The organism is Candidatus Saccharimonadales bacterium (genome assembly GCA_039928925.1).
GTDB lineage: Bacteria > Patescibacteriota > Saccharimonadia > Saccharimonadales > Saccharimonadaceae > UBA6022.
This window is the reverse complement of sequence record JBDSSF010000003.1, coordinates 209,848-230,496: the sequence shown is the minus strand read 5'-3', so window position 1 is coordinate 230,496 and position 20,649 is coordinate 209,848. Positions and strand designations below refer to the sequence as shown.

Genomic DNA, 20,649 nt, shown 5'->3' with positions numbered 1-20,649 from the left:
GTCAGAGGTGGGTCATGGATATTAAACCAGTAGAGCAGCAATCAATCAGCGACGATCAAGAACTAGCTAAAGTATTAGCTGGGGTCAGCCAGCAAACCGACGAGTCACAGCTCGGAAGTAGTGGCCTACAACTTGAGGAAACACCTCTTATGAGCCCAGCGCCAGTTGTAATGCCAGATCCAATTGCGGAGCCAATCATGGCTCCAACAATGCCGGAGCCAGTTATCCCAATGCCGCCAGCTGACGGATCTCTTGATAGTATTAAAAAAGAAGCTTTAAACGAGTTACGACCACTTGTCGATAAACTTGATGTTTCACCAGAAGAAAAGTTTGACACTTACCTTCTCCTTATACGATCAACTGACGATAAAGCCTTGATTCCATCAGCATATGCTTCTGCACGAGCTATTACTGACGAGGCACGTCGCGCACAAGCACTACTTGATATCATAAAAGAAATTGACTACTTATCAGGTACCGCAGCACAGCCAATTACCTAACATAGATCCCCCGTATTTATTGAAACCCCCGATTATATCGGGGGTTTCATATACTCAAATGGAAAGGCCCGCGATTGCTCGCGGGCACCGTTATGAACTAGCGTAGATCACTAATTAGATTTAGTGCCCTTTAACATAAATTGACAGTATATAGTTAATAGTGTATTATAAGTTATATGAATTCTATGCCCAGCCACGACACCCAAGCACCCTATTTTGAAGATGTATTGGGTGAATTATGTGATACAGCCGCACGCAGTGGTTCTGTTTTTACCTATAGCAGTGACGTACAACACGTCGACGGTAGCTACGACGTGTCGCGTGTGCTGCCAGAGTTCGCACTGGACCCTATTGAGCATAGTTCGGATTTCGTAGAGGATATTCTGGATCGTAATGGTGGCATAGAAAAAGCCGTCACAACTTACAGTTCCTTACGAGCTGACTATACCCAGTATACTCCCTTGAGACGCCTAATGTCAGAGTTACCAGAAGAATATTTAGTTTTTCCGGCTCAAAAGCCAAGTCAAGGAAGTACTGCATCTGCCACTTATGCGCAGCCGATTGGTATCAAACTCAATGCGATTCCTAATGTAACCGCTATAGTTAACGCGGCTTATACACAGATACCGAAGGGTGAAAAATATTATCCAAGTGGTGTTATGGTGCTAGATGGTCAATACAAGCAACAGCTTCTCACCTTGTTTCAGCGAGTCCTTGCACCGCCAGTTACAAAACCAGCAATAATCCCAGTGGGAGTTATCACTCCTGCCCCAAGTCCTGTACCCTTACCTCCGAAACAAGAGATTCCGCACGTTATAGCAGAGAGTAGCCCTCAAGTCGTGTTAGCGCCTAAAGAACGTAGAATCCGTCTGGTATCGAAACTTGCGTCGTATGGCCTTATTGCAATTAGCGGCGGAGCAGCTGTAGAAACATTCTACTCTGCGCTATCAGATAGTTGTGCACAAGCTCTTGGTGGAATTGCAATCGCTGCCGCCAGTGGCGTAGGTGCTCTCTTTGCCCACGATAGGAGTGTTGGCTACTGGAAATAGCACTACACCTTATGCATTGTCATTGAACGCTGCCCGTCGCCTGAAGTGTAGTTAGTTTGAATTGCCGTGAGGGGATAGTCGCCCAGTATCCGACTACATCATCCCCATGCCACCACCGGCTGGTGCTTGAGCCTCTGGTTCAGGAATATCAACAACAAGTGCTCCCATAGTTGCCGCAGTCGAGGCAATCGAGACGGCATTTTGAACAGCCTCCTTTGTAACACGGGTTGGGTCAATGACGCCTGCTTTTTTCACATCGATGAGGCCTGCTTCTGGCTTATTGACATCAACACCAAAACCAGGCTTACTCGCTTCTACCTGTGCAAGGAGTGCCTCACTGTTTAGACCGGCATTACCTGTAATCTGGAGAAATGGCTGCTTGAGTGCATTTTTAAGAATTTGACGACCAGCGCTAATACTATCACTTCCACTTATCTTGATCGTTGCCGCTAAATTAACTAACGTCACACCGCCACCGGCAACAATCCCTTCAGCAAGAGCAGCCTTCGTTGCAGCAACAGCATCATCGACACGGAATTTCTTCTCATCGATCTCGGTTTCGGTTGCACCACCAACCTTAATGACGGCAACCTTACCAGAAAGTGCAGCGGCACGCTTCTGGTATTGTTCCTTATCGTAGTTACCGGTTGCATTATCAGCTTGGGCAACAATCTGGGCAATACGAGCTTTGACACTTGCTGCTTTGCCGGCACCTTCAATAATTGTTGTTTCGTCCTTGCCAACGATCACTTTACGAGCGGAGCCAACAACTTCTAGTCCGACGGTTTCAAACGATAGCGCCTGATCTTCACTGACAACTGTCGCACCTGTGAGGGTTGCGATATCTTGCAAGATTTCTTTACGACGATCACCAAAAGCTGGAGCTTTGACAGCGACTGTATTAAAGACACCTTTTAATTTATTGAGAACGAGAATACTGAGCGCCTCACCTTCGACTTCGTCAGCGATCAAGACGACATCCTTTTTACCAGCTGATGCTAATTTTTCAAGCATCGGCAAAAATTCGGCGACGCTGCTGATTTTTCTATCAGTAATCACGATTGCAGGTTTTTCATAAACAGCTTCTTGACGAGCAGCGTCAGTCACAAAGAATTGGCTTACAAAACCTCGGTCAAGCGAGAAACCTTCAACAACTTCTGCTTCTAGTTCGAGTCCCTGGCTTGCCTCAACTGTCACAACACCTTCTTTACCAACTTTTTGAATAACATCAGCAATAAGTTTTCCAATTGTTTGATCTCCTGCACTGATCGTAGCGACTTCAGCAACACGGGCACTTTTGCCCTCAACTGATTCGCTCAGTGTACCAAGAGACTTAATAACTTCGGCACCAGCCGCTTCAATACCACGACGAAGTTCTTGTGGATTGTGACCAGCTGCAATTAGACGATTGGCTTCTTTTAGAATATGGTATGTAAGAACTGTAACGGTTGTCGTGCCATCACCGGCTACTTTATTAAGCTTACTTGCTGCTTGTTTAATAAGCTCGGCGCCAACCTTGTATCCAAGTGTTTCATCGTCGTTTTCTGGAAGGTCAATTGACTCGGCGACGGTAACACCATCGTGAGTTACTGTTGGCCCGCCGTATCCTTTTGCGATAACTACATTATGACCTTTTGGTCCGTAGGTTACTTTCACTGCATCATATAGTGCTTTTGCTCCACCAAGTACTCGGGCGCGGGCATTATCATCATAAAAAACTTTCTTAGCCATTGTATTCTCCTTTAGACTGTCGCGAGGACGTCTTCTTCTTTGACAATCAAATATTCAGTACCATCAATTTTTAGCTCAGTTGTCGAGTATTCTTTATAGACAATTTTGTCGCCATTTTTAAGTTGTTTAACGTCTGGTCCAACCGCAACAACAACAGCGACAACTGGTTTTTCTTTAGCATTATCTGGTAAATAAATACCACTTGCTGTTTTCGTGCTCGCAATTTGCCGCGTTGCAACGACTCTATCGGCAAGAGGTGTAATAGGTGTGTTCATATCTTCCTCCATAAATTAACTGTATGTAATAATTGTACGTAAAAAAATTAGCACTTGCAAGGTGCGAGTGCTAATTCACAACAACAAATTGTTTTAAGAAACTGTTAGGTTGCCCTTTACTACTGCGGGGACAAAATTCCCAGCCTCGACGAGTAATCGTATTTCTTCTAAGCCAGATTCGCTATCGATTAATTTTGCTTCATTTTGATATAACTCAATAGTTGTCATTTGTTCAGTAGCGTCAAATCCTACAACTACTGCACCTGCAAATCCCTTCGTCACAATAAGGTTCATAGCAAGATTTCTATCACCAAGTCCAGCATCGGTCACATCACGACCTTGAAGTCTTAGACCTTCAATTGACGCATTTGCAAGCTCTATTTTGTCACCAGTATAGACAACAACGACAGGACCCGAGACGGGCAACCAGTCAGCCACCGCTTTTCCAACATTCCATGCACATTCAACAGTAAGGCCTGTCTGTTCAGTCCCTCGAATATCAAATTTAGAAATTAGTTCTTCACTCATTACTGTCTATTATACCACCTCGTTTTACATTGAAGACAGCACAGCAGGCATATATGCTTAGAAGAGAGTAATGTTTAAATTTTAGGTACTTATTAAAACATATATTCTTATAGAGTCTATTGACATTTTATTGTAATTATGATAGAATTTAGTAATAATAAACGAATAAATAAACATGCACAAAAAACCCCTAGATCTTACGCGTTTAAATGAAACTATCCACCGCAATATGGCTTACGTAGGTGCGCTTCCTCATGATAGATTGTTTGACATGGACGAAGATGAGCGACGCAGTGTTAGGCGAAAAGCACTCGCGGCTAGTGCAATCTATTTGGCAAAACGCCACGAAGCAGAGCGAGGACCTTACGACCTCGATTCGCATCTTTACCAGCTAATAGGTCAGACTGAAGGGTTTTATCAAGCACAGTGCGATCTTGATAGTTTTCGATATGAGAATCGAGAGATTAATTGGCGTAATATTCCGGAAACAAAAATAGAGGACTTTGAGCAGAACCGTAAAATGGTTACTGCATATAACCACACTGTACATGAGATTATCAATGCAGGTGCCTCAAAGTTTGGTTTTAATGAGCTAGCCAATTTTATGACGAATATTCATGTCAATGGTGGAGGATCATCATCTGCAGAACACTTCCATCAGCTGGCTGTTAGTACAGTTATTGGAATGCGAACTGAAATATCAGTTGAGCAAATACTAATTGATAGAGGTATTGAATACGACCTAGGTAGTGAAGCCCAGGATATTAAAGGTGGTGACATAATTATTGCGGGTATTGGTCTTGATTTGAAAACAAGCGAATTGAGTGCCAAAAATGCAAAAGAAATTGCACGTAAGCGTGGACATAATCCAGATCGTATTATCTGGGCAGGTATTCAAAGTGAAGATTACGAAGGTAAGTTAATCTTACCTTCAGATAAATATGATCGAGTTGCAGCCCACTTACTTCCCGCAATAGAAACTGCAATTGGCAGCGATGCGATGAGCCGCGTAAGTTAACTTGCTTTATTTATATATTTGTGCTATAGTAATATAGCTCAACTTAGTGAGAGGAGCGATCGGTGGCAATCCATCGTTTTCGTATCGTCAACTTTGCATCCGTCAACATTCTCCGGAAGGAATTGTCTACGGTTGTCGAGGGTACCAAGTCCGAACTCATCATCAGTGCCGTAGAGGTTCTGGATGAGCTCAGCCGACAGCGGGGTGATGAAGCGGAGGTGCGAACCTTCATGCTCAACAGCTTCGTTATTCATGTCGGGGAAGTGATTTTCTTCAATGCACAGGACAGAATCACCGGTGACAACGTCACCGTTGAGAGTCTCAGTGCCAGCATCATCACTCTAAGTATGGCGGTTTAGGCCTATGTCTATTCGCGCAGAGTATTACCCGTGAGGCATCCGCTGACAATTTGTCGGCGGATGCCCCGGGGCTTTTTTATTTCTTGACCTAATCGCGTACAATAGAATGAATGACTGCTCGTTTTGCAACACCAGATGAAATCACAAGCTGGAACGACCATATTCTTTCTAATCCAGATAAAGGAAATATCTTTCAAGGCTCTGAATTTGCTGCACAAAAACAGATGGCTGGATGGACACCCAAATATATTATCATTGGGGGCACTTCCCTGCTTGCTATCGAAAAAAACGTCCCAATACTTGGAAAGCTTTGGTATATACCTAAAGGCCCAGGAGTTAATTCATTTAAAATGCTATTCGATCTTACGCCAATCCTTTGGGAGTTTGCTGCTAAGCAAGGCGTATTTACCATCAAAATTGAACCAGAATTGGCACTTGGCACTGATATGAGCAGCCTGCACTTTACTCCAACTCGCGCAGTTCAACCGAACTTTTCAACCGTTCTGCTTGATATCAGCAAGGATCTCGACAGTATCTTGATGGATTTACCACAAAAAGGCCGTCATGCCATACGGCGAGCTGAGCGTGATGGAGTGAGCGTTAAACTTGTTCAAGCTTCGCCCAAGAACTGTCTAATTATGTATAATCTACTAAAAGAAACTGCCGAAGACCACGAATTTGGTATCCGTTCAGCGGATTACTACATGACATACTGGCAGCGATACGAAAAGGTCGGAATTGGTCAGCTGTTTTTTGCCTATTTTGAAGGAGAAATGGTTGCAGGTGCTTATGCACTCGCATTTGGTACAAAAGGAACGTACAAAGACGGGGCAAGTATCCGTAAGCGAACCGCCTATGGGGCAAGTCACTTGCTGCAGTGGAGAGTCATTGAATGGCTTAAAACGAAAGATGTTGAGATCCATGATCTTTGCGGCGCACCACCAATTGATCAAATAAAAAACCCCGATCATCCTCATTACGGTATTGGGCTATTTAAAACGAGCTTTAACAAGGAAGTGACACAGTATGTCGGTGCATACGAAATACCAATCAGGTCTCTCAAATCGAAACTATGGACTCAGTATATTGAAAAGATAGTCCGCCGACTATATTACAAAAAACATCACGAATCATATTACTAGGAGCCTACAATGCCATTAACCAATCGCCGAGTTCTCATGTCTGATACTACCCATTTTAGTAATGATCAGCATATTAATCCCTATTATCACGACGAAGCGATCAATATAGCTAAAGCTAGCAATGAATTAAGTGCAATCAGACAACTACTATCAAGCGCTGGTGTTGAAGTCGTAAGTGTCGCCTCGCCTGCTGGCTCACAGGATGGTGTCTATACAGCAAACTGGGCCTTAGTCCGCGGAGACACGGCTATCCTTGCACGCTTACCTGATGCCAGAAAAACGGAGGAAAACTGGGCCGAGAAAGTACTGACTGAACTAGGAATTACCGTTCTTCGTGTACCTGATGGATTAAAATTCAGCGGTCAAGGTGATGCGCTGGCATGTGGTAATTACCTCTTCTGTGGCCAAGGCTACCGTTCAGATGAGCAGGCGCAGAAATTTGCAGCTGATACACTTGGTTATGAACGTATACAACTACAGACAGTTCCAGAGCTTGATGATCAGGGGAGCCCAGTGATTAACAGTGCATCCGGCTGGGCTGATAGTTTCTTTTATGATATCGACCTCGCACTATCCATTATTAGACCGGTTACTGATTCACAAAAAGGTTTGATTGCATACTGCCGCGATGCTTTTACTAAAGACAGTCAGCGTATTATCGCTAACTTAGATATGGTTGATAAAATAGAAGTTTCTATTGAGGAGGCCGATGAGGCTTTTGCCTGTAATCTTGTTTCGACTGGCGAAACGATCGTCATGAGTGAAAACGCTCCGAATCTCCGTGCCGCGCTGGAATCTCATGGTCTAACTGTCGTAAGCCCATCAATCACCGAACTCGTTAAGGGCGGTGGATACATCCGCTGCACAAGCCTCTGCTTGGACTAAATAATGTGCACCTCCTTGGTTTTTTAAAGCAATTTTTCAACCTAAATATCACATAAAAAGATTGTCTATCGGTAGACAATCTTTTTGACATCTTCTACTACTGTTAATTCTTCTCTTTTATTCTCCCTCTTATTATATATACATATAAGGATAAAGTAGTCGTAAGCTAGCAAGTAAACAACATGTTAAAAAATTCTAAATATAGAAAGTATCAACAAAAATAAAAAACTAAAGTAAAAAAAGTAAAAAACAAATATCAATAAATAAAATAAAATTTCAGTCTCTAAGCAGTAAATATAGAGCTAATTAGCTTCATAACGAATGAACTTCGAAAATAGACGTTCTATTGTTCCAACTTTTTAATTGCAGCTTTGGCAGTGGCAACTTCATTCCAGGGATGTTCACCATCTATGCGCTCGATTGTTTTTTCGTGACCTTTGCCAAGAAGAATGACTATATCAGTTTTATCACCTGCACGGGTCATTGCAAATTCAATCGCCTTTGTACGGTCAAGCTCGAGAAATAAATCTTTCCCAATGGTCTTACCTGACTTTTCCGCACCACTCGCTATTTGACCGAGAATAAGATTACCGTCAATATCTCGGTCATCTTCCTCAGTGAGAATCACTTCATCACCATATTTTCCAGCGATTTCGCCTTGGATAGCTCTTTTTACTTCGTCTCTCCGACCAGCGGAGCCAAATACGACAATTAGTTTCCCTTTTGTAGCAGTCCGTAGATCTCGGAGTAGTCGTTCAAACGAATCAGGCGTATGAGCAAAATCAACGACAACGTTAAATACCTGACCTGCTGAAACAACCGTCATACGGCCTTCAACACCCTCAAGCGCAGCAATGCCACGCTCAATTTGTGACACACTCAGGCCTAGTTTGCGCCCAACTGCGACTGCAGCCAAACTATTATAGACGTTGAATTCACCAGGGATACGGCAATGAATGTTGTAGTGATCCTCGCCAATTCTCACAGAATAGCGGCAACCATCTGGTTCGAGTAATACATTTTCTGCAAGCAAATCACCGCTTTTTAGACCATAGGTTGTTGATTCTGGTATTGCATCAATGAATTTTTTCGCACTCGGATCATCGGCATTTACGACGCCAAACTTATATCCGTGCCTACCGGCAATCTTAAATAGCCGAACCTTTGCTTCAACGTACCTCGCAAATGTACCGTGATAGTCTAAATGCTCATGAGTAATATTAGTCATGACAGCAATTTCATATGGCACACCCCACACCCTGTGCTGTGCTAAGGCATGGCTTGTCGTTTCGAGTACAACCCAATCAACACCCTGATTCTTGAACTCTCGTAGTCTTTTTTGAAGCGGTAGTGACGAAACAGTTGTCATATGTGCAATTTGTGACTTTACGTCATTGTTAACACCATATGCCACTGTTGTCATGAGTGCGGTTTTATATCCTGCATCAACGAGCATTTTATGAATCATGAATGATGTCGTCGTTTTACCATTCGTCCCTGTTACGCCAATAATGCGCATCGACTGAGCAGGAAAACCTTGGCTGATGTTGCTTATAACCGCTTCTGCAAGGTGACCAGTAGGCTCGATTGCCCGAAAGATATTTTTAGGCAGAGCTTTTTTAACAATTTTTCGAAGATTTGGCATCGCTACTCTGCTCCCTGGATTAACACATCGGCAAGTGTCTTACCTGAACTTTGGCGAACGGAGAACATACCACCAATTAAAAGAACAGTGTCCCCTTTCTTTGCACCACGAAGTGCTTTTGCGGTTGCATCCTTCGCACTCAATACTGCTTCTGCGCCGGTAATTGTCGTTGTTTGATCGGGCGTATCAATAACAATTAACCGATCAGTTAGTTTTGTTGCAGCACTTAAAGCATCGTCTGACATACCGTCAGATGCTACAACAGCAATCAGGCGGCGCTTCGATAATTCTCTCGCTGATGTAATGACTGAAAGGAGAGATTCATTATTATCCGCACCATCAACAATAATGTCATACGTTTGATCTGTCGAAACATACTCATAGTTACTTGTAACAGATTGAAGTCTTGCGATACCGTTTGCGACAAGGTCAAGATCAACTCCGAGTACATAGGCCGTTGCAACAGCTGCCGATACATTGTATGCATTCGCTTGTCCAACAAGATGAGTCGCAACGTCAATTGTCGTTTGATTATCTATCACCAACCTGACCTCAGTACCTTTGCGGTACAGCATCACTTTGTCGATTGTTGAATCTGCGTCTATTGAATCACCAAAGGATATAATTTTATGCTCAGACATCAACATACCTTGAAGCAGTGTCGTGTTGTAATGAGGAAGTACAACGTAATTAATCTGCTTTTCAATCATCTTACGAATAGAGGGCTCAACACGAGCATCACAATTTGTCACAACGACTGTATCAATCTGGATACCGTCAATAATATGTCGGTCAACCATGCGTGGAGTTACTTCAATCACGAGAAATTCTATCTGCTTTTGTTTTGCAGATTTTAGGATGTTCTGAAGCGTTGCAACATCTTTACCATAATCTTTTTCGGCGTAATTGCCCTTGATTTCAATACCCCTGTTCGTTAAAAGCGCTACGGTGTGATCAGACTCTTTTAAAAGCTCTGCGATAAAACAGGCGGTTGTCGTTTTACCACTTATACCCATAACTGCAATGACACGAATGTTTTTAGAAGGATTACCGTAGCGAGCGGCGACAAGTTTTGAGCGAGTTGCATAGAAAACAGTGTTGACTTTTTGTTTCACCATATCAGGTGTCACAACCTGTTTTGTCCCAGACTCTCGTTCCATGTATCTATTCTACCATTCGTATCGCGAGATACTGCTATTGTTTGAAGCCAATCCTACTGATACGGAAATAAACCTTAAGAATTGAAAAACCCGTAGGTTTTTCGATCACACGCCTTGGGAGACGGGACAAAAAACCTACGGGTAACTAGAGGGGTGTTGGACAGTGGTGAATCAGGCCGCTACGAACTTCTTCTCGATCTCATCGACGTTGAAGCCGAACTCGGTCAGAAGAGCGCGGTGATTAGCGTAGTGCTCATCTTGACCATCGATCAGTTCGTCGAACTGATCTCGCAGATCAGCATCGGGTGCTGTCTTCTTGAGTACTTCGACGAGCGCTGCGGACTCCTTCCGGGTTATGCAACACACCAGGAACTGAACATACTGAGCCTTGATCGACTCCAGCATCAGGTCGGACGAACCGGCCTGAAATAGGAAGCGTGGCACGCCGGCATCATTCAGATGCGCCTGAGCGATGGGCTTGCCGTTCTCTTCCCATTCGAGCTCCGCCGTCATGTGCGACTGCTTGGTGGCCTCTGCCAGCTTGCGACGCGCAGCCTTGACCGGCTTGATCCTCTGGTTGTACTTCAGGACGAGAGCGGCCTTGTAGAGCCGCTCTCCGAGGTACCAACCTGATGCCAAAATCGTGAAAACTCGCGCGGTCTTCGACAACATCGTTCCTCCAGTGGTCTCGCTATTCTCGGAATAAGAATAGACTCGATAGATACTATACAAGTTTAGTATATATAAGTCAATATATATGGTCATTTTATCACTATTTTTAACGGGGGTAGATGAATGTCATGGTAAAATAGGCCGTGATGAATATCCTTGGTATAGAAAGTAGTTGTGATGAAACCGCCGCCGCAATCGTGCATGATGGTCGTGTTCTAGTTAGTAATGTCGTTCACTCGCAGATCGACATTCATGCCCTCTACGGAGGCGTTGTCCCTGAAGTGGCAGCTCGTAGCCATATAGAAGTCATCAACCCCGTAATCAATCAGGCATTATCTGATGCCAATATGACATGGGAAGACATCGACGCGATTGCCGTGACGTATGCACCTGGCCTTATTGGATCCCTTCTTGTTGGAACGCTTGCCGCAAGAACGCTTGCACTTCTCAAAAACAAGCCACTCTTCCCTATCCATCATGTTGAAGCCCATGTCTACGCTAACTTCCTCAATGACACAGTACCGGAATTTCCGATGCTTGCCCTTATTGTCAGCGGAGGTCACTCACAGCTGGTACTATTTCGAGGTCACGGTGACTACGAGCTACTCGGCCAAACCCAAGATGATGCCGTCGGCGAAGCCTTCGATAAGGTAGCAAAAATTCTCGGTCTCCCCTACCCTGGCGGCCCGTCAATCAGTAAGACTGCGCTTACTGGTGATCCAAAACGATACCTACTCCCAAAAGCAAAATTAAAGAATCCATATGACTTTAGTTTCTCTGGCCTTAAAACAGCCGTTCTACGGTCAGTGCAGCGCGAAACAGGTGTTGACTTCACTTTTCCCTCAGGCGAGCTTGCAGTACGCTTAGATGATGTCCAGAGAGCAGATTTTGCTGCTAGCTTCCAGCAAACTGCAGTTGAAACATTAGTAGATAAAGCTGAGAAAGCATTTCTCCACTATTCTCCAAAATCTGTCGTCATTGCAGGCGGTGTTGCAGCAAACAGTGAATTACGGCGTGAACTATCCGAGCGCCTCCCTCTTCATATCGATTACGCACCGATGAATCTATGTACCGATAATGCCGCAATGATCGCAACACTCGGATACTACTATGCACAGAAGAACACACCTACAAGCCCCTTTGAGCTAAAGGTGGTTCCTAGTCTCTCGATGACAAAAACTACCTGGTCATAGACAAAAATACTTAATTGACTTTAATCAATACTGGTTATATAGTAACCATAAATTTTGAGGTTTACATAGAGGCGTTATGTTTCTGTGACCACAAATCGTCTGGCGGCGCCAGATTTAACAGACAGGAGAATGACTCGTGGTCGATCCAGCAAGAAGACTTGGGAATCACGACTTCGAAAAAGAAGTTGGTCTCATGATCAAGAGGACCCGCACTGGTATAAATATGAGCAGAAATGAGCTTTCAGCCCGAACGGGCGGAGAGATTTCCGCAATTCAGATCCTTAGCTACGAGAATGGTGCCCGTTCGTTCACAGTGCTCACACTTCACGTGATCGCTGAAGCTCTTGGTGTCGACGCAGGGTCTCTGTTGAACATCGCCGAGCTCAACACTCAAGGCATGCAACTGAAATTCTACGCGCTTGATATTCCCAGCTTGAAGAAGAGCGGTAATTCTCGACTTCAAGCAGTCGTGCGTTGGTTCACACCGCTACAGGCCACCTCTAGCCGGAAGAACAAAATGATCTTCGGTGATGCTGACATGCTCGCGCTGGCGACATTCGTCGGCGTCACCCTCGAGGAGCTACTCGAGCTACTTCGAGCAGAGAACATCATCATCTGATGTAAAGCGTGAGCAGTCTTTTCTCCTGTCTCACGCCCCAAGGTATCAAATTCTTTGATATTTTAGGGCGTGATATACATTTAAAATCCAATCGTTGTTATTTACGCAACGACTTCACTTTACGTACGACATGCTTCATCGCAGGCAATCCACGCTGCCACACGATATAGAGAGGTGAAAGCGGCTTATCGTACGTTCCCGCCAACTGATTCTCGTGCCCGGCAAAACCTTGCTTAAAGGTGCTAATGCCATCGTTAAGGAGCCCGTTTAAGTCGTAACGGCTAATCCCCCACTCACGCATCTTCGTGATGGCATACCACTTGAGTGCATAGTTTGCTCTAAGTTGTTGACCTTCATCACTGACGCCTCCATATAGCTCAAAGGCTGTATGGCGACTAATAGCAAGCCACAAAAACGCGACGGGTCTATCGTCAACGAATGCCGCAAATACCGGCGAGTAATCACCCATCATGTGAAATATATCTTCGTAGTATTCGTCGTCGTGAAGAGCAAAATGTGCACGTTTTGATGTTAGTCTATATATCTCAAGACAAAGTTCCAAATCTTCTTTTGTTTTTACCCGCCGTATCGTCATCTCTTCACCGCCAGATTTACGGATGTACTGTCTTGTCTTCTTGCTCATAGAATCCATAAGAGAATCGACACTTTGGTCAAGATCTAAAATGATAGTTCTTGGAATTAAGATTGTATTATCTGTTTGTTGCCATCCAGAGATATCAAAAGTAGCTTCATCATCTGGTTCAACACTGAGCGCAACTGATTTAAAGGTGTCTTTTACGTACGACGCAATTTCATCAAGCACCGCTTCCCTTTTCTCAAGCGATGTGACTGGTCCTCTGGGAATATATGCAAGTGAACGAAACGGCCCAGGAAGATGCCGAATTAAAATTTGAGCTGCACCAATAATCTCACCGTTATCGGCTACAAAAGCACGTGCTACCTGCCAATTATGTGCAGCTTTTACTTCTCCCCAGCTCCATAGCTGCAGTGGATGACCCTTGTGCGCAAGGACATACTCATCCCACTCTTCCCTATCGTTACTTACGTTCACGCTTATCATAGGCCAATTATACACTGCCTTGAATGTGGTATAATAGTAGGTGAAAACAAACACGTGAAACAGAGGAATGCAGTGTTGCGGTGTTTTCAAATGAAAATGCCTGTGGTACTTTGTGTCATTTTTTCACGTGAAGAAATAAACCTGGAATTTTTTACAAGATGAATCTAGCAAAAACCTATGATCCGAATCAGTACGAACCAAATATCTATGCAATGTGGGAAACGTCTGGTGCATTTGCTCCAACAGGGAAGGGTGAACCCTACAGCATCGTCATGCCGCCGCCGAACGCAAACGGCAACCTCCACACCGGCCATGCGCTTACAGTTCAGCTAGAGGATATTCTTGCCCGCTACTACCGCATGAAGGGAAGGGATGTTGCTTATATTCCCGGCGCAGATCATGCAGGATTTGAAACATGGGTTGTCTACGAAAGAGAATTAACTGCAAAAGGACAATCACGATTTGACTTTACTCGTGAGCAACTTTACTCCCAGGTATGGAGTTTTGTTGAAAGGCAGCGCGGTAACATGGAGTTACAACTTCGAGCACTCGGTGTTAGTAGTTCATGGGAAGATCTTGTCTTTACACTTGATGAGAAGGTGATAAAAACAGTCTACGGAACATTCAAAAGATTATGGGACGAAGGACTTATTTACAGAGGTGAGCGTATTGTGAACTACAGTACGAAGTACCAGACTAGCTATGCTGACATTGAAGTTGATCACAAAACTGAGAAGGGGACTCTGTGGAAAATCGCCTATCCAACTCTGGATAAAATTGGTGAGATAGTCGTCGCAACAACCAGGCCGGAGACAATGCTTGGCGATACTGCAATCGCAGTTCACCCAGACGATGAAAGGTACAAGAATCTTATTGGTACACGCGTTCAACTGCCGCTTACTGATCGTGAAATTCCAATCATTGGCGACGAACATGTTGATCCCGCCTTCGGGACTGGTGCAGTAAAGGTCACTCCGGCTCACGATCCAAATGACTTTGATATTGGTAACCGTCACAATCTGGAACGTATTCAGGTTATTGATTTTGATGGCCGCATGATAAACGTTCCTCCGCAGTATGTTGGACTTGATGTCATGTCAGCACGTAAAAGGATCTTGGCCGAACTAGAAGCGAATGAATTTCGACGTGGTGAAGATACAATCGAACACAGTGTTGGCTATGACTACAAAAGTGGTGAGCCAATCCAGCCACTTGTAAAAGAACAATGGTTCTTAAAGGTTCGTCCACTTGCAGACCGAGCTAAACAGGTGATTGAGTCAGGTGAGATTAAGTTTCATCCAGCAAGTAAAAAACAAGCGCTTATTCAGTACTATGATAATCTTCATGACTGGAATCTTAGCCGCCAAATCCCATGGGGCATTCCAATCCCAGCTTTCCAAAATGTAAACGATCCTGATGACTGGATTTTTTATGATCGTGTAGACGAAGAGCTAATTGATGTAAATGGTACAACATATAGGCGTGAAGAGGATACATTTGATACCTGGTTCAGCAGTGGTCAGTGGCCATTTGTTACAACTGATTTCCTCGAAAATGGAAGATTATCGAGATTTTACCCAACCAGTGTCCTAGAAACCGGTGTCGACATTCTATATCCATGGATAGCCCGTATGATTATGCTTGGCCTCTATGCAACTGACCAAGTCCCATTTCGTGATGTCTATCTTCATGGGCTAATTCTTGACGAGCACGGTCAGAAGATGAGCAAAAGTAAAGGTAACGTCGTAAATCCGATGGAAATCGTTGCAAAGTATGGATCTGATGCTCTCCGACTAGGTATCGTTGCAAGTCGTAGCGCTGGCCAAAACCAAGCATTCTCAACAGGTAACGTCGTTTCAGGCCGTAACTTCTGTAATAAATTATGGAACATTGCACGCTTTACTGAAGACGCTCTTGGCGAAAGCTACCAACCGGGTCCACCAGAACCGACAACACTCGCTGATCATTGGATTATACGAGAACTGAATAGGTCAGTTGCCGATATTGATAAGCAGCTTGCGGCATATAGATTCGCAGAAGCAGGTGATAGCGTCTACCATGCGATCTGGGATAATGTTGCAGACTGGTACGTCGAGTCAAGTAAGAAACAACCTGACAATGCGATGCTCGCGTGGGTACTTGACGCATGTCTCACACTCGCCCATCCTTTTGCACCATTTGTGACGGAGACTATCTGGCAAACACTCCCATGGCACACCGATCTTCTCGTGACAACTCCTTGGCCAACAGAAATACCATATGACGATATCGCTGCCGCTGAATTTAGTCGACTTCAAAAACTTGTCGTCGAAGCTCGCTTCGTTACCGCTGAATTACCTGGTAACGAAAGGTACGCTCTTCTATTTCAAGATGATAGCTTAATTGCAGATAACGCCGACCTCATTAAGCATCTTGCAAAATTAAAAGATGTGACAGAAATTGACCAAGCAAGGGGACTACGTCTCGCATCAAGTGGCCGTGATGCATGGTTAGACGTAAGCCCAGATATTCTCTACGAGCACCAAACGAATCTAGAGGTTCGCCTGGCGGAAACAAAAGCGTTTATTGCAACACTTGAATCTCGCCTTGGAAATGAAACTTACGTTTCAAAAGCGCCAACACGTCTCGTTGAAGAAAGTCGCGAACAGCTTGAAAGTAAGAAGTTACTCGTTGAACGTCTTGAGAACGAGTTGAACGTCCTTCGTACTGATTAGACTAAAGGTAAATTGTAGTTATCAAACGCGTGATGGCCGCGTGGTACATTCTTCGGTGTCACATGCTTTCTACTATCCTCACGGGGATGGATACGCGGTGCACCACCCTGAATTTCGTGAATAGCCTGCGCAACTGACGCACGCTCAACATGAGTATGAGGTTCAGACGCGCGGACAACAGCAGTCATAGCCGACTCAACATTGACCCTTGAGATACTCGGTATATTTGTCGTAGTGACAAATGCTTTATCGATTTTCGTATCATGAAGGGCAATGCCTGTTGCGGTAAACAGACTGAGGATCACTGCGAATTGATTGAATAGAGTTGATGCTAACATGTTTATTTTTTAGGTTTACATGTACAAATATAGCATAAGTTGTATGCAATGTCAATTAGCTGTGATGATACGGTTTACCGCCAGCTATCTCCTGTGCACGATAGACCTGTTCAACGAGCATGAGTCGTACGAGTTGGTGTGGAAATACAAGAGGTGAAAGTGACCAAATAAAGTCTGCACGGCTATGGACGGATCCATCAACCCCATAGGCGCCACCAATAACAATCGTCGTAGGCCGAGAAGATTCGAGTGGGACCAGCAGTAACTTTGATAAAGCAGGGGAGTCAATCATCTTACCTCGTTCATCGAGTAGTATAACGAACTCAGCATCTCGAAGACGAGGAAGTATGCGTTCTGATTCTTCCTGGCGAGCTCTAGACTCATCCAAACTAGAATGTGGCAATAGAACCCATTCTATATCAAAGGGACGTCCTAGACGTTTTTGGTAGCGCTCGATACCATCGAGTACCCAAGTCTCATGCTTTTTACCAACCACAAGAATACGAATTGGCATAACTAAAATCGAATACGCTCTGCGATTGCAGCTAATTCATCATTTGATGGACTATCGGGTGGTACAGTGTGATCAAAAATTACATTACTCCCCTCGTTTACTGGGATAAGATGGATGTGCACATGAGGAACTTCAAACCCTTTTACGACAACACCTACTCTATCAACTTTCATAACCTGCCTAAGATGAAGCGCAATTTTTTTCGTAACATCAAGGAGATAGACATAATCTTCACTTTCAAGGTCCCAGAGCTGATTAATCTGCTTTTTTGGAATAACAAGCGTATGACCTTCGGCAACGGGATTGATTGTCAAAAATGCGATAACTCTATCGTCTTCATATACTTTGTGGCAAGGAATTTCACCTTTGATAATTTTCGTAAAGATTGAGTCTTCCATAGGGCTATGTTACCATTTTTGTTACAATAGGGCACTGCATGGAGAGGTGCAGGAGTGGTTTAACTGGCCGCTCTCGAAAAGCGGTGTGGGGTAACTCACCGAGGGTTCGAATCCCTCCCTCTCCGCCATCATGTTTATGTTTGCATATAATGCAATATCATGATATAATTATTTTTATGCACGAATTTCCTACTATTAGAGCAGAGGTACCTCCTTTATCCCCTGAGGTGATGGCTATACTGCCCGAAATGGCTCGCTTAAAGCTTATAGCTGAACTTAAAAATAATGGGGTATGTAGTGGGTTTGGCTCAACCGATAGCGACTATCGATTTCGTGATAATGTCGAAAAATTATGGCGAGCTGCAACTGGCATAGCCGATCATACGCAATTTGAAAGTGCATTTAAAGATCTGAGTAATTTGATAGAGAATCAAGGTGGAGCAGAATCGGTATGTGCTAAGTATCTGGACGATAAGAATTAGCGAGATGAAACCATCAATCAGAGATGGACTGAATTAGTTACATAATAAGCTAACCTCTAACTTCGCTGATCCCTCTCCGCCAATAATATATCTACTCTTTGGTAGATATATTTTATTGGGTAGCGACTTACTCGTTTCCACTGTAAAATAGATATCAGATATATCATCAGGAGACTTACATGACCAAAAAGACCGACGATCTTAAAAATATTCCAGTGTCACCAGTTGCTAAAGTACCGACTCCGACTGCAGCTCAATCCCCACAAGCACCCGCATCAGTAATAACCGTGAAAGAGGATACAACCCTCGCTACCGTATCGATGGTTCTGGGGATCGTGTCCTTTTTTGGATTCGGTCTGTTACTCGGTATACCTGCAATTATCACAGGCTCGATTGCGTTAAAAAGAAAATACCCTGGCCATGGCATGAGCCTTGCTGGCGTTATCACCGGTGCCATTAGCTCACTTCTCTCAATTCTATTTATTGGGCTTTGGGTTGTGATTGTTATTTTTGCCATCAACCACCCCCAAACACACGACTATAACCCAAATTCAATCGATCAAGGTTCAACCCAGATGCATATTGAACCTTTCCAAACTTAAAAATAGTGACAACATCCGTAGATGCGCTAAAGATCAAAAGTTACGTCTTCGCAAGTACAGATACATGCTGAGTACAGTCAGCCCAGCCGCGTAAGAAAATAGGCTTGTAAGTTCATATGATAATTGAATTAATGAGGTCAGTGAGTAAGCCAGATATATCGTAATCCACCCCATACTCATTGCCACGATAGCATCCGTAAGCCTAGTTAATTGGCTTGTTTTGTAGCTCGACAGAACTTTATAGGAAATGCCCACTAAAAGTATTGGCACAGCAATTGAAGCAATACCTAGCAGAGTACTGAGCCCAGTTTCGTATTTTTGATTCAAAACGAGATAAAACAACAAGCCGATTACTGTAGCTATTAAAAGAACCTGGTAGGGTCTGTGCAGCAGCACGGATGTATTTTTATTGCTTTTTGCATATGAGACTGCAATACCGGTAATCAAGAGGATAGTTAAAACAACAGGTACGATATTACTGACAAGTAGTGATATAGGCACGGGCAGTCCACTCATAGATAGACCTTCATAAAGTCCGCTAACAGCAAACAGTTGTGCGATCCAAAATGCCGCAACACCAAACAATACACCATTATAGTGATGTATCAACTTATTTTTTGCATGAGTTGCTCTATCACCGATTAAATATGAAATGAGCGCTGGGAAAATTGCAGCTACTGCAAATGCAATTATTATAATAAAAATATTGAAATGCTTGGCAGTTGGCACAAAGAGGATTGAGCCAAAAGGAATGGCAGTTGATAAAAGAAAGGACAGTACTGTCAGCGCAAATAGGGCATAGCCAAAATTGATTGTTACTTTATTTTGTGCACTGAATGTATTTTTGTGTTTAACCATATTAAACATGAGTATAATTCAGAACTGGAGTTATTTCTATGCATTTAAAAGAAAATAGACTCATCAAATGATGAGTCTATTTTCTTGGTACACCCGACAGGATTTGAACCTATGACCTTCGGCTCCGCAAGCCGACGCTCTATCCAGCTGAGCTACGGGTGCAAAATTGCGCGACCACACATGGTGTAACATACATGATCACGCTTTTCGTGTAACTAGAAGGTGCTTCCAGCTACATTACTGTAGCGAACATCGGTTATTGTACCACGTGCCCCTGATGGTAGGCAAGTTAGATGCGCAGTTTTCGCGTCACACGATCAACAATATCAAGACTTAATTCTTGTATAGGAAGTCTCAGACCAAGCATGTCAACAATCGCTTCTCCTGCTTCTTCTGGAAAGTATACAGATACTCCTAAACGAAATCGTTTCACAGGAATCAGCATAATGGAATATTCACCACCATCTTTGATAATGCCAAAGCCTTTAAACTCGTTAAATGCATAGAGTTGATCGTTAATATAGAGCCCCTTAGCGCTGAGCGTGTAGTCTAAAACTCTTGGTGGCCGCTTCGTATACACAAAGAGTGCTGCCCCCATAACTGGTATAAGAAAAGCAAACGTAATGGACTGGAGGACAAAGATTGCGAATAGAACAAGCCCTAAAATAATAAGACCAAATACAACGAACCACCCCGTTGACTTATCGTGATGAATATATTCATTTGCCTGCCAGTGAACAGGCTGTGATGCATTATTTACCTGCAGCTGTTCATCGTCTTCTTCATACTGGTCGGGTGCGTCATTCTCATCACTGTTTGGTTGCATAGCATTAGTATATCATGAGCAGTATTCGCCTCGACAGACATTACAGAGCAGGCGACAAAG

Annotated in this window: 23 protein-coding genes and 2 tRNA genes; 12 read left to right on the top strand and 13 right to left on the bottom strand. The window is 43.8% G+C overall.

Features of this window, described 5'->3' with window-relative positions:
* Positions 1-14 precede the first annotated feature (14 nt).
* Both ABIS22_03525 and ABIS22_03520 read left to right on the top strand, forming a co-directional pair.
* Positions 15-500, top strand: coding sequence for a hypothetical protein (locus ABIS22_03525; GenBank protein ID MEO7740959.1), 486 nt, complete (start codon positions 15-17; stop codon positions 498-500).
* Positions 501-676: 176 nt separating this feature from the next.
* The gene (locus ABIS22_03520) at positions 677-1,549 is read left to right on the top strand and encodes a hypothetical protein (GenBank protein MEO7740958.1); all 873 of its coding nucleotides are present in this window, start codon (positions 677-679) and stop codon (positions 1,547-1,549) included.
* 93 nt (positions 1,550-1,642) lie between these two features.
* On the opposite strand, the gene groL is transcribed toward ABIS22_03520, so the two are convergent.
* The 3 genes from groL to ABIS22_03505 form a co-directional block, all read right to left on the bottom strand.
* Positions 1,643-3,280, bottom strand: a complete 1,638-nt coding sequence (gene groL, locus ABIS22_03515; GenBank protein MEO7740957.1) for a chaperonin GroEL — start codon at positions 3,278-3,280, stop codon at positions 1,643-1,645.
* 11 nt (positions 3,281-3,291) lie between these two features.
* Positions 3,292-3,555, bottom strand: coding sequence for a co-chaperone GroES (locus ABIS22_03510; protein MEO7740956.1), 264 nt, complete (start codon positions 3,553-3,555; stop codon positions 3,292-3,294).
* Positions 3,556-3,648: 93 nt separating this feature from the next.
* Positions 3,649-4,083: a hypothetical protein gene (locus ABIS22_03505; protein ID MEO7740955.1), complete on the bottom strand. Its 435-nt coding sequence runs from the start codon at positions 4,081-4,083 to the stop codon at positions 3,649-3,651.
* Between the two features lie 175 nt (positions 4,084-4,258).
* On the opposite strand from ABIS22_03505, the gene ABIS22_03500 reads away from it, so the two are divergent.
* The 4 genes from ABIS22_03500 (at position 4,259) to ABIS22_03485 (ending at position 7,487) form a co-directional block, all read left to right on the top strand.
* Positions 4,259-5,101: a hypothetical protein gene (locus ABIS22_03500; protein MEO7740954.1), complete on the top strand. Its 843-nt coding sequence runs from the start codon at positions 4,259-4,261 to the stop codon at positions 5,099-5,101.
* A gap of 62 nt (positions 5,102-5,163) precedes the next feature.
* A complete protein-coding gene (locus tag ABIS22_03495; protein MEO7740953.1) occupies positions 5,164-5,460 on the top strand; it encodes a hypothetical protein in 297 nt (98 codons plus the stop codon).
* 110 nt (positions 5,461-5,570) lie between these two features.
* Entirely contained in the window at positions 5,571-6,602 is a 1,032-nt protein-coding gene (locus tag ABIS22_03490) for a peptidoglycan bridge formation glycyltransferase FemA/FemB family protein (GenBank protein MEO7740952.1), read from the top strand.
* 9 nt (positions 6,603-6,611) lie between these two features.
* Positions 6,612-7,487 (top strand): arginine deiminase-related protein, encoded by an 876-nt coding sequence (locus ABIS22_03485; protein ID MEO7740951.1) that lies wholly within the window; start codon positions 6,612-6,614, stop codon positions 7,485-7,487.
* A 343-nt stretch (positions 7,488-7,830) separates the two neighbouring features.
* On the opposite strand, the gene ABIS22_03480 is transcribed toward ABIS22_03485, so the two are convergent.
* From ABIS22_03480 to ABIS22_03470, 3 genes are all read right to left on the bottom strand, one after another.
* Positions 7,831-9,132 carry a UDP-N-acetylmuramoyl-L-alanyl-D-glutamate--2,6-diaminopimelate ligase gene (locus ABIS22_03480; protein ID MEO7740950.1) on the bottom strand — a complete coding sequence of 434 codons (1,302 nt, stop codon included), beginning with the start codon at positions 9,130-9,132 and terminating at the stop codon, positions 7,831-7,833.
* Positions 9,133-9,134: 2 nt separating this feature from the next.
* A complete protein-coding gene (locus tag ABIS22_03475; GenBank protein ID MEO7740949.1) occupies positions 9,135-10,292 on the bottom strand; it encodes a Mur ligase family protein in 1,158 nt (385 codons plus the stop codon).
* A 171-nt stretch (positions 10,293-10,463) separates the two neighbouring features.
* The gene (locus tag ABIS22_03470; GenBank protein ID MEO7740948.1) at positions 10,464-10,964 is read right to left on the bottom strand and encodes a hypothetical protein; all 501 of its coding nucleotides are present in this window, start codon (positions 10,962-10,964) and stop codon (positions 10,464-10,466) included.
* A 146-nt stretch (positions 10,965-11,110) separates the two neighbouring features.
* On the opposite strand from ABIS22_03470, the gene tsaD reads away from it, so the two are divergent.
* Positions 11,111-12,157: a tRNA (adenosine(37)-N6)-threonylcarbamoyltransferase complex transferase subunit TsaD gene (gene tsaD, locus ABIS22_03465; GenBank protein MEO7740947.1), complete on the top strand. Its 1,047-nt coding sequence runs from the start codon at positions 11,111-11,113 to the stop codon at positions 12,155-12,157.
* 193 nt (positions 12,158-12,350) lie between these two features.
* Entirely contained in the window at positions 12,351-12,776 is a 426-nt protein-coding gene (locus ABIS22_03460) for a helix-turn-helix transcriptional regulator (protein ID MEO7740946.1), read from the top strand.
* 97 nt (positions 12,777-12,873) lie between these two features.
* Here the strand turns inward: ABIS22_03460 and ABIS22_03455 are convergent, their stop codons facing one another.
* Positions 12,874-13,857, bottom strand: coding sequence for a peptidoglycan bridge formation glycyltransferase FemA/FemB family protein (locus ABIS22_03455; protein ID MEO7740945.1), 984 nt, complete (start codon positions 13,855-13,857; stop codon positions 12,874-12,876).
* A gap of 158 nt (positions 13,858-14,015) precedes the next feature.
* Between ABIS22_03455 and ABIS22_03450 the strand changes: the two genes are divergently transcribed.
* Entirely contained in the window at positions 14,016-16,571 is a 2,556-nt protein-coding gene (locus ABIS22_03450; protein ID MEO7740944.1) for a valine--tRNA ligase, read from the top strand.
* On the opposite strand, the gene ABIS22_03445 is transcribed toward ABIS22_03450, so the two are convergent.
* Genes ABIS22_03445 through ABIS22_03435 form a run of 3 tightly spaced genes read right to left on the bottom strand, consistent with a single transcriptional unit; the run spans position 16,568 to position 17,821 of the window.
* Complete coding sequence (locus tag ABIS22_03445) at positions 16,568-16,909, bottom strand: hypothetical protein (GenBank protein ID MEO7740943.1); 342 nt, start codon at positions 16,907-16,909, stop codon at positions 16,568-16,570. The genes ABIS22_03450 and ABIS22_03445 overlap by 4 nt on opposite strands.
* A 55-nt stretch (positions 16,910-16,964) precedes the next feature.
* Positions 16,965-17,423 carry a 23S rRNA (pseudouridine(1915)-N(3))-methyltransferase RlmH gene (locus ABIS22_03440; protein MEO7740942.1) on the bottom strand — a complete coding sequence of 153 codons (459 nt, stop codon included), beginning with the start codon at positions 17,421-17,423 and terminating at the stop codon, positions 16,965-16,967.
* Positions 17,424-17,425: 2 nt separating this feature from the next.
* Complete coding sequence (locus ABIS22_03435) at positions 17,426-17,821, bottom strand: HIT family protein (protein ID MEO7740941.1); 396 nt, start codon at positions 17,819-17,821, stop codon at positions 17,426-17,428.
* A gap of 40 nt (positions 17,822-17,861) precedes the next feature.
* On the opposite strand from ABIS22_03435, the gene ABIS22_03430 reads away from it, so the two are divergent.
* From ABIS22_03430 to ABIS22_03420, 3 genes are all read left to right on the top strand, one after another.
* A tRNA-Ser gene (locus tag ABIS22_03430) sits at positions 17,862-17,949 on the top strand.
* A gap of 48 nt (positions 17,950-17,997) precedes the next feature.
* Positions 17,998-18,303: a hypothetical protein gene (locus ABIS22_03425; GenBank protein ID MEO7740940.1), complete on the top strand. Its 306-nt coding sequence runs from the start codon at positions 17,998-18,000 to the stop codon at positions 18,301-18,303.
* A 179-nt stretch (positions 18,304-18,482) separates the two neighbouring features.
* On the top strand, positions 18,483-18,905 hold the full coding sequence (locus ABIS22_03420) for a DUF4190 domain-containing protein (GenBank protein MEO7740939.1): 423 nt from the start codon (positions 18,483-18,485) through the stop codon (positions 18,903-18,905).
* Between the two features lie 33 nt (positions 18,906-18,938).
* Here ABIS22_03420 and ABIS22_03415 read toward each other — a convergent pair whose 3' ends face one another.
* The 3 genes from ABIS22_03415 to ABIS22_03405 all read right to left on the bottom strand — a co-directional run bounded on the left by ABIS22_03415 (position 18,939) and on the right by ABIS22_03405 (position 20,589).
* Positions 18,939-19,763, bottom strand: coding sequence for a hypothetical protein (locus ABIS22_03415; GenBank protein ID MEO7740938.1), 825 nt, complete (start codon positions 19,761-19,763; stop codon positions 18,939-18,941).
* An 85-nt stretch (positions 19,764-19,848) separates the two neighbouring features.
* A tRNA-Arg gene (locus ABIS22_03410) sits at positions 19,849-19,925 on the bottom strand.
* A 127-nt stretch (positions 19,926-20,052) separates the two neighbouring features.
* Positions 20,053-20,589 carry a hypothetical protein gene (locus tag ABIS22_03405; GenBank protein ID MEO7740937.1) on the bottom strand — a complete coding sequence of 179 codons (537 nt, stop codon included), beginning with the start codon at positions 20,587-20,589 and terminating at the stop codon, positions 20,053-20,055.
* Positions 20,590-20,649: the final 60 nt, after the last annotated feature.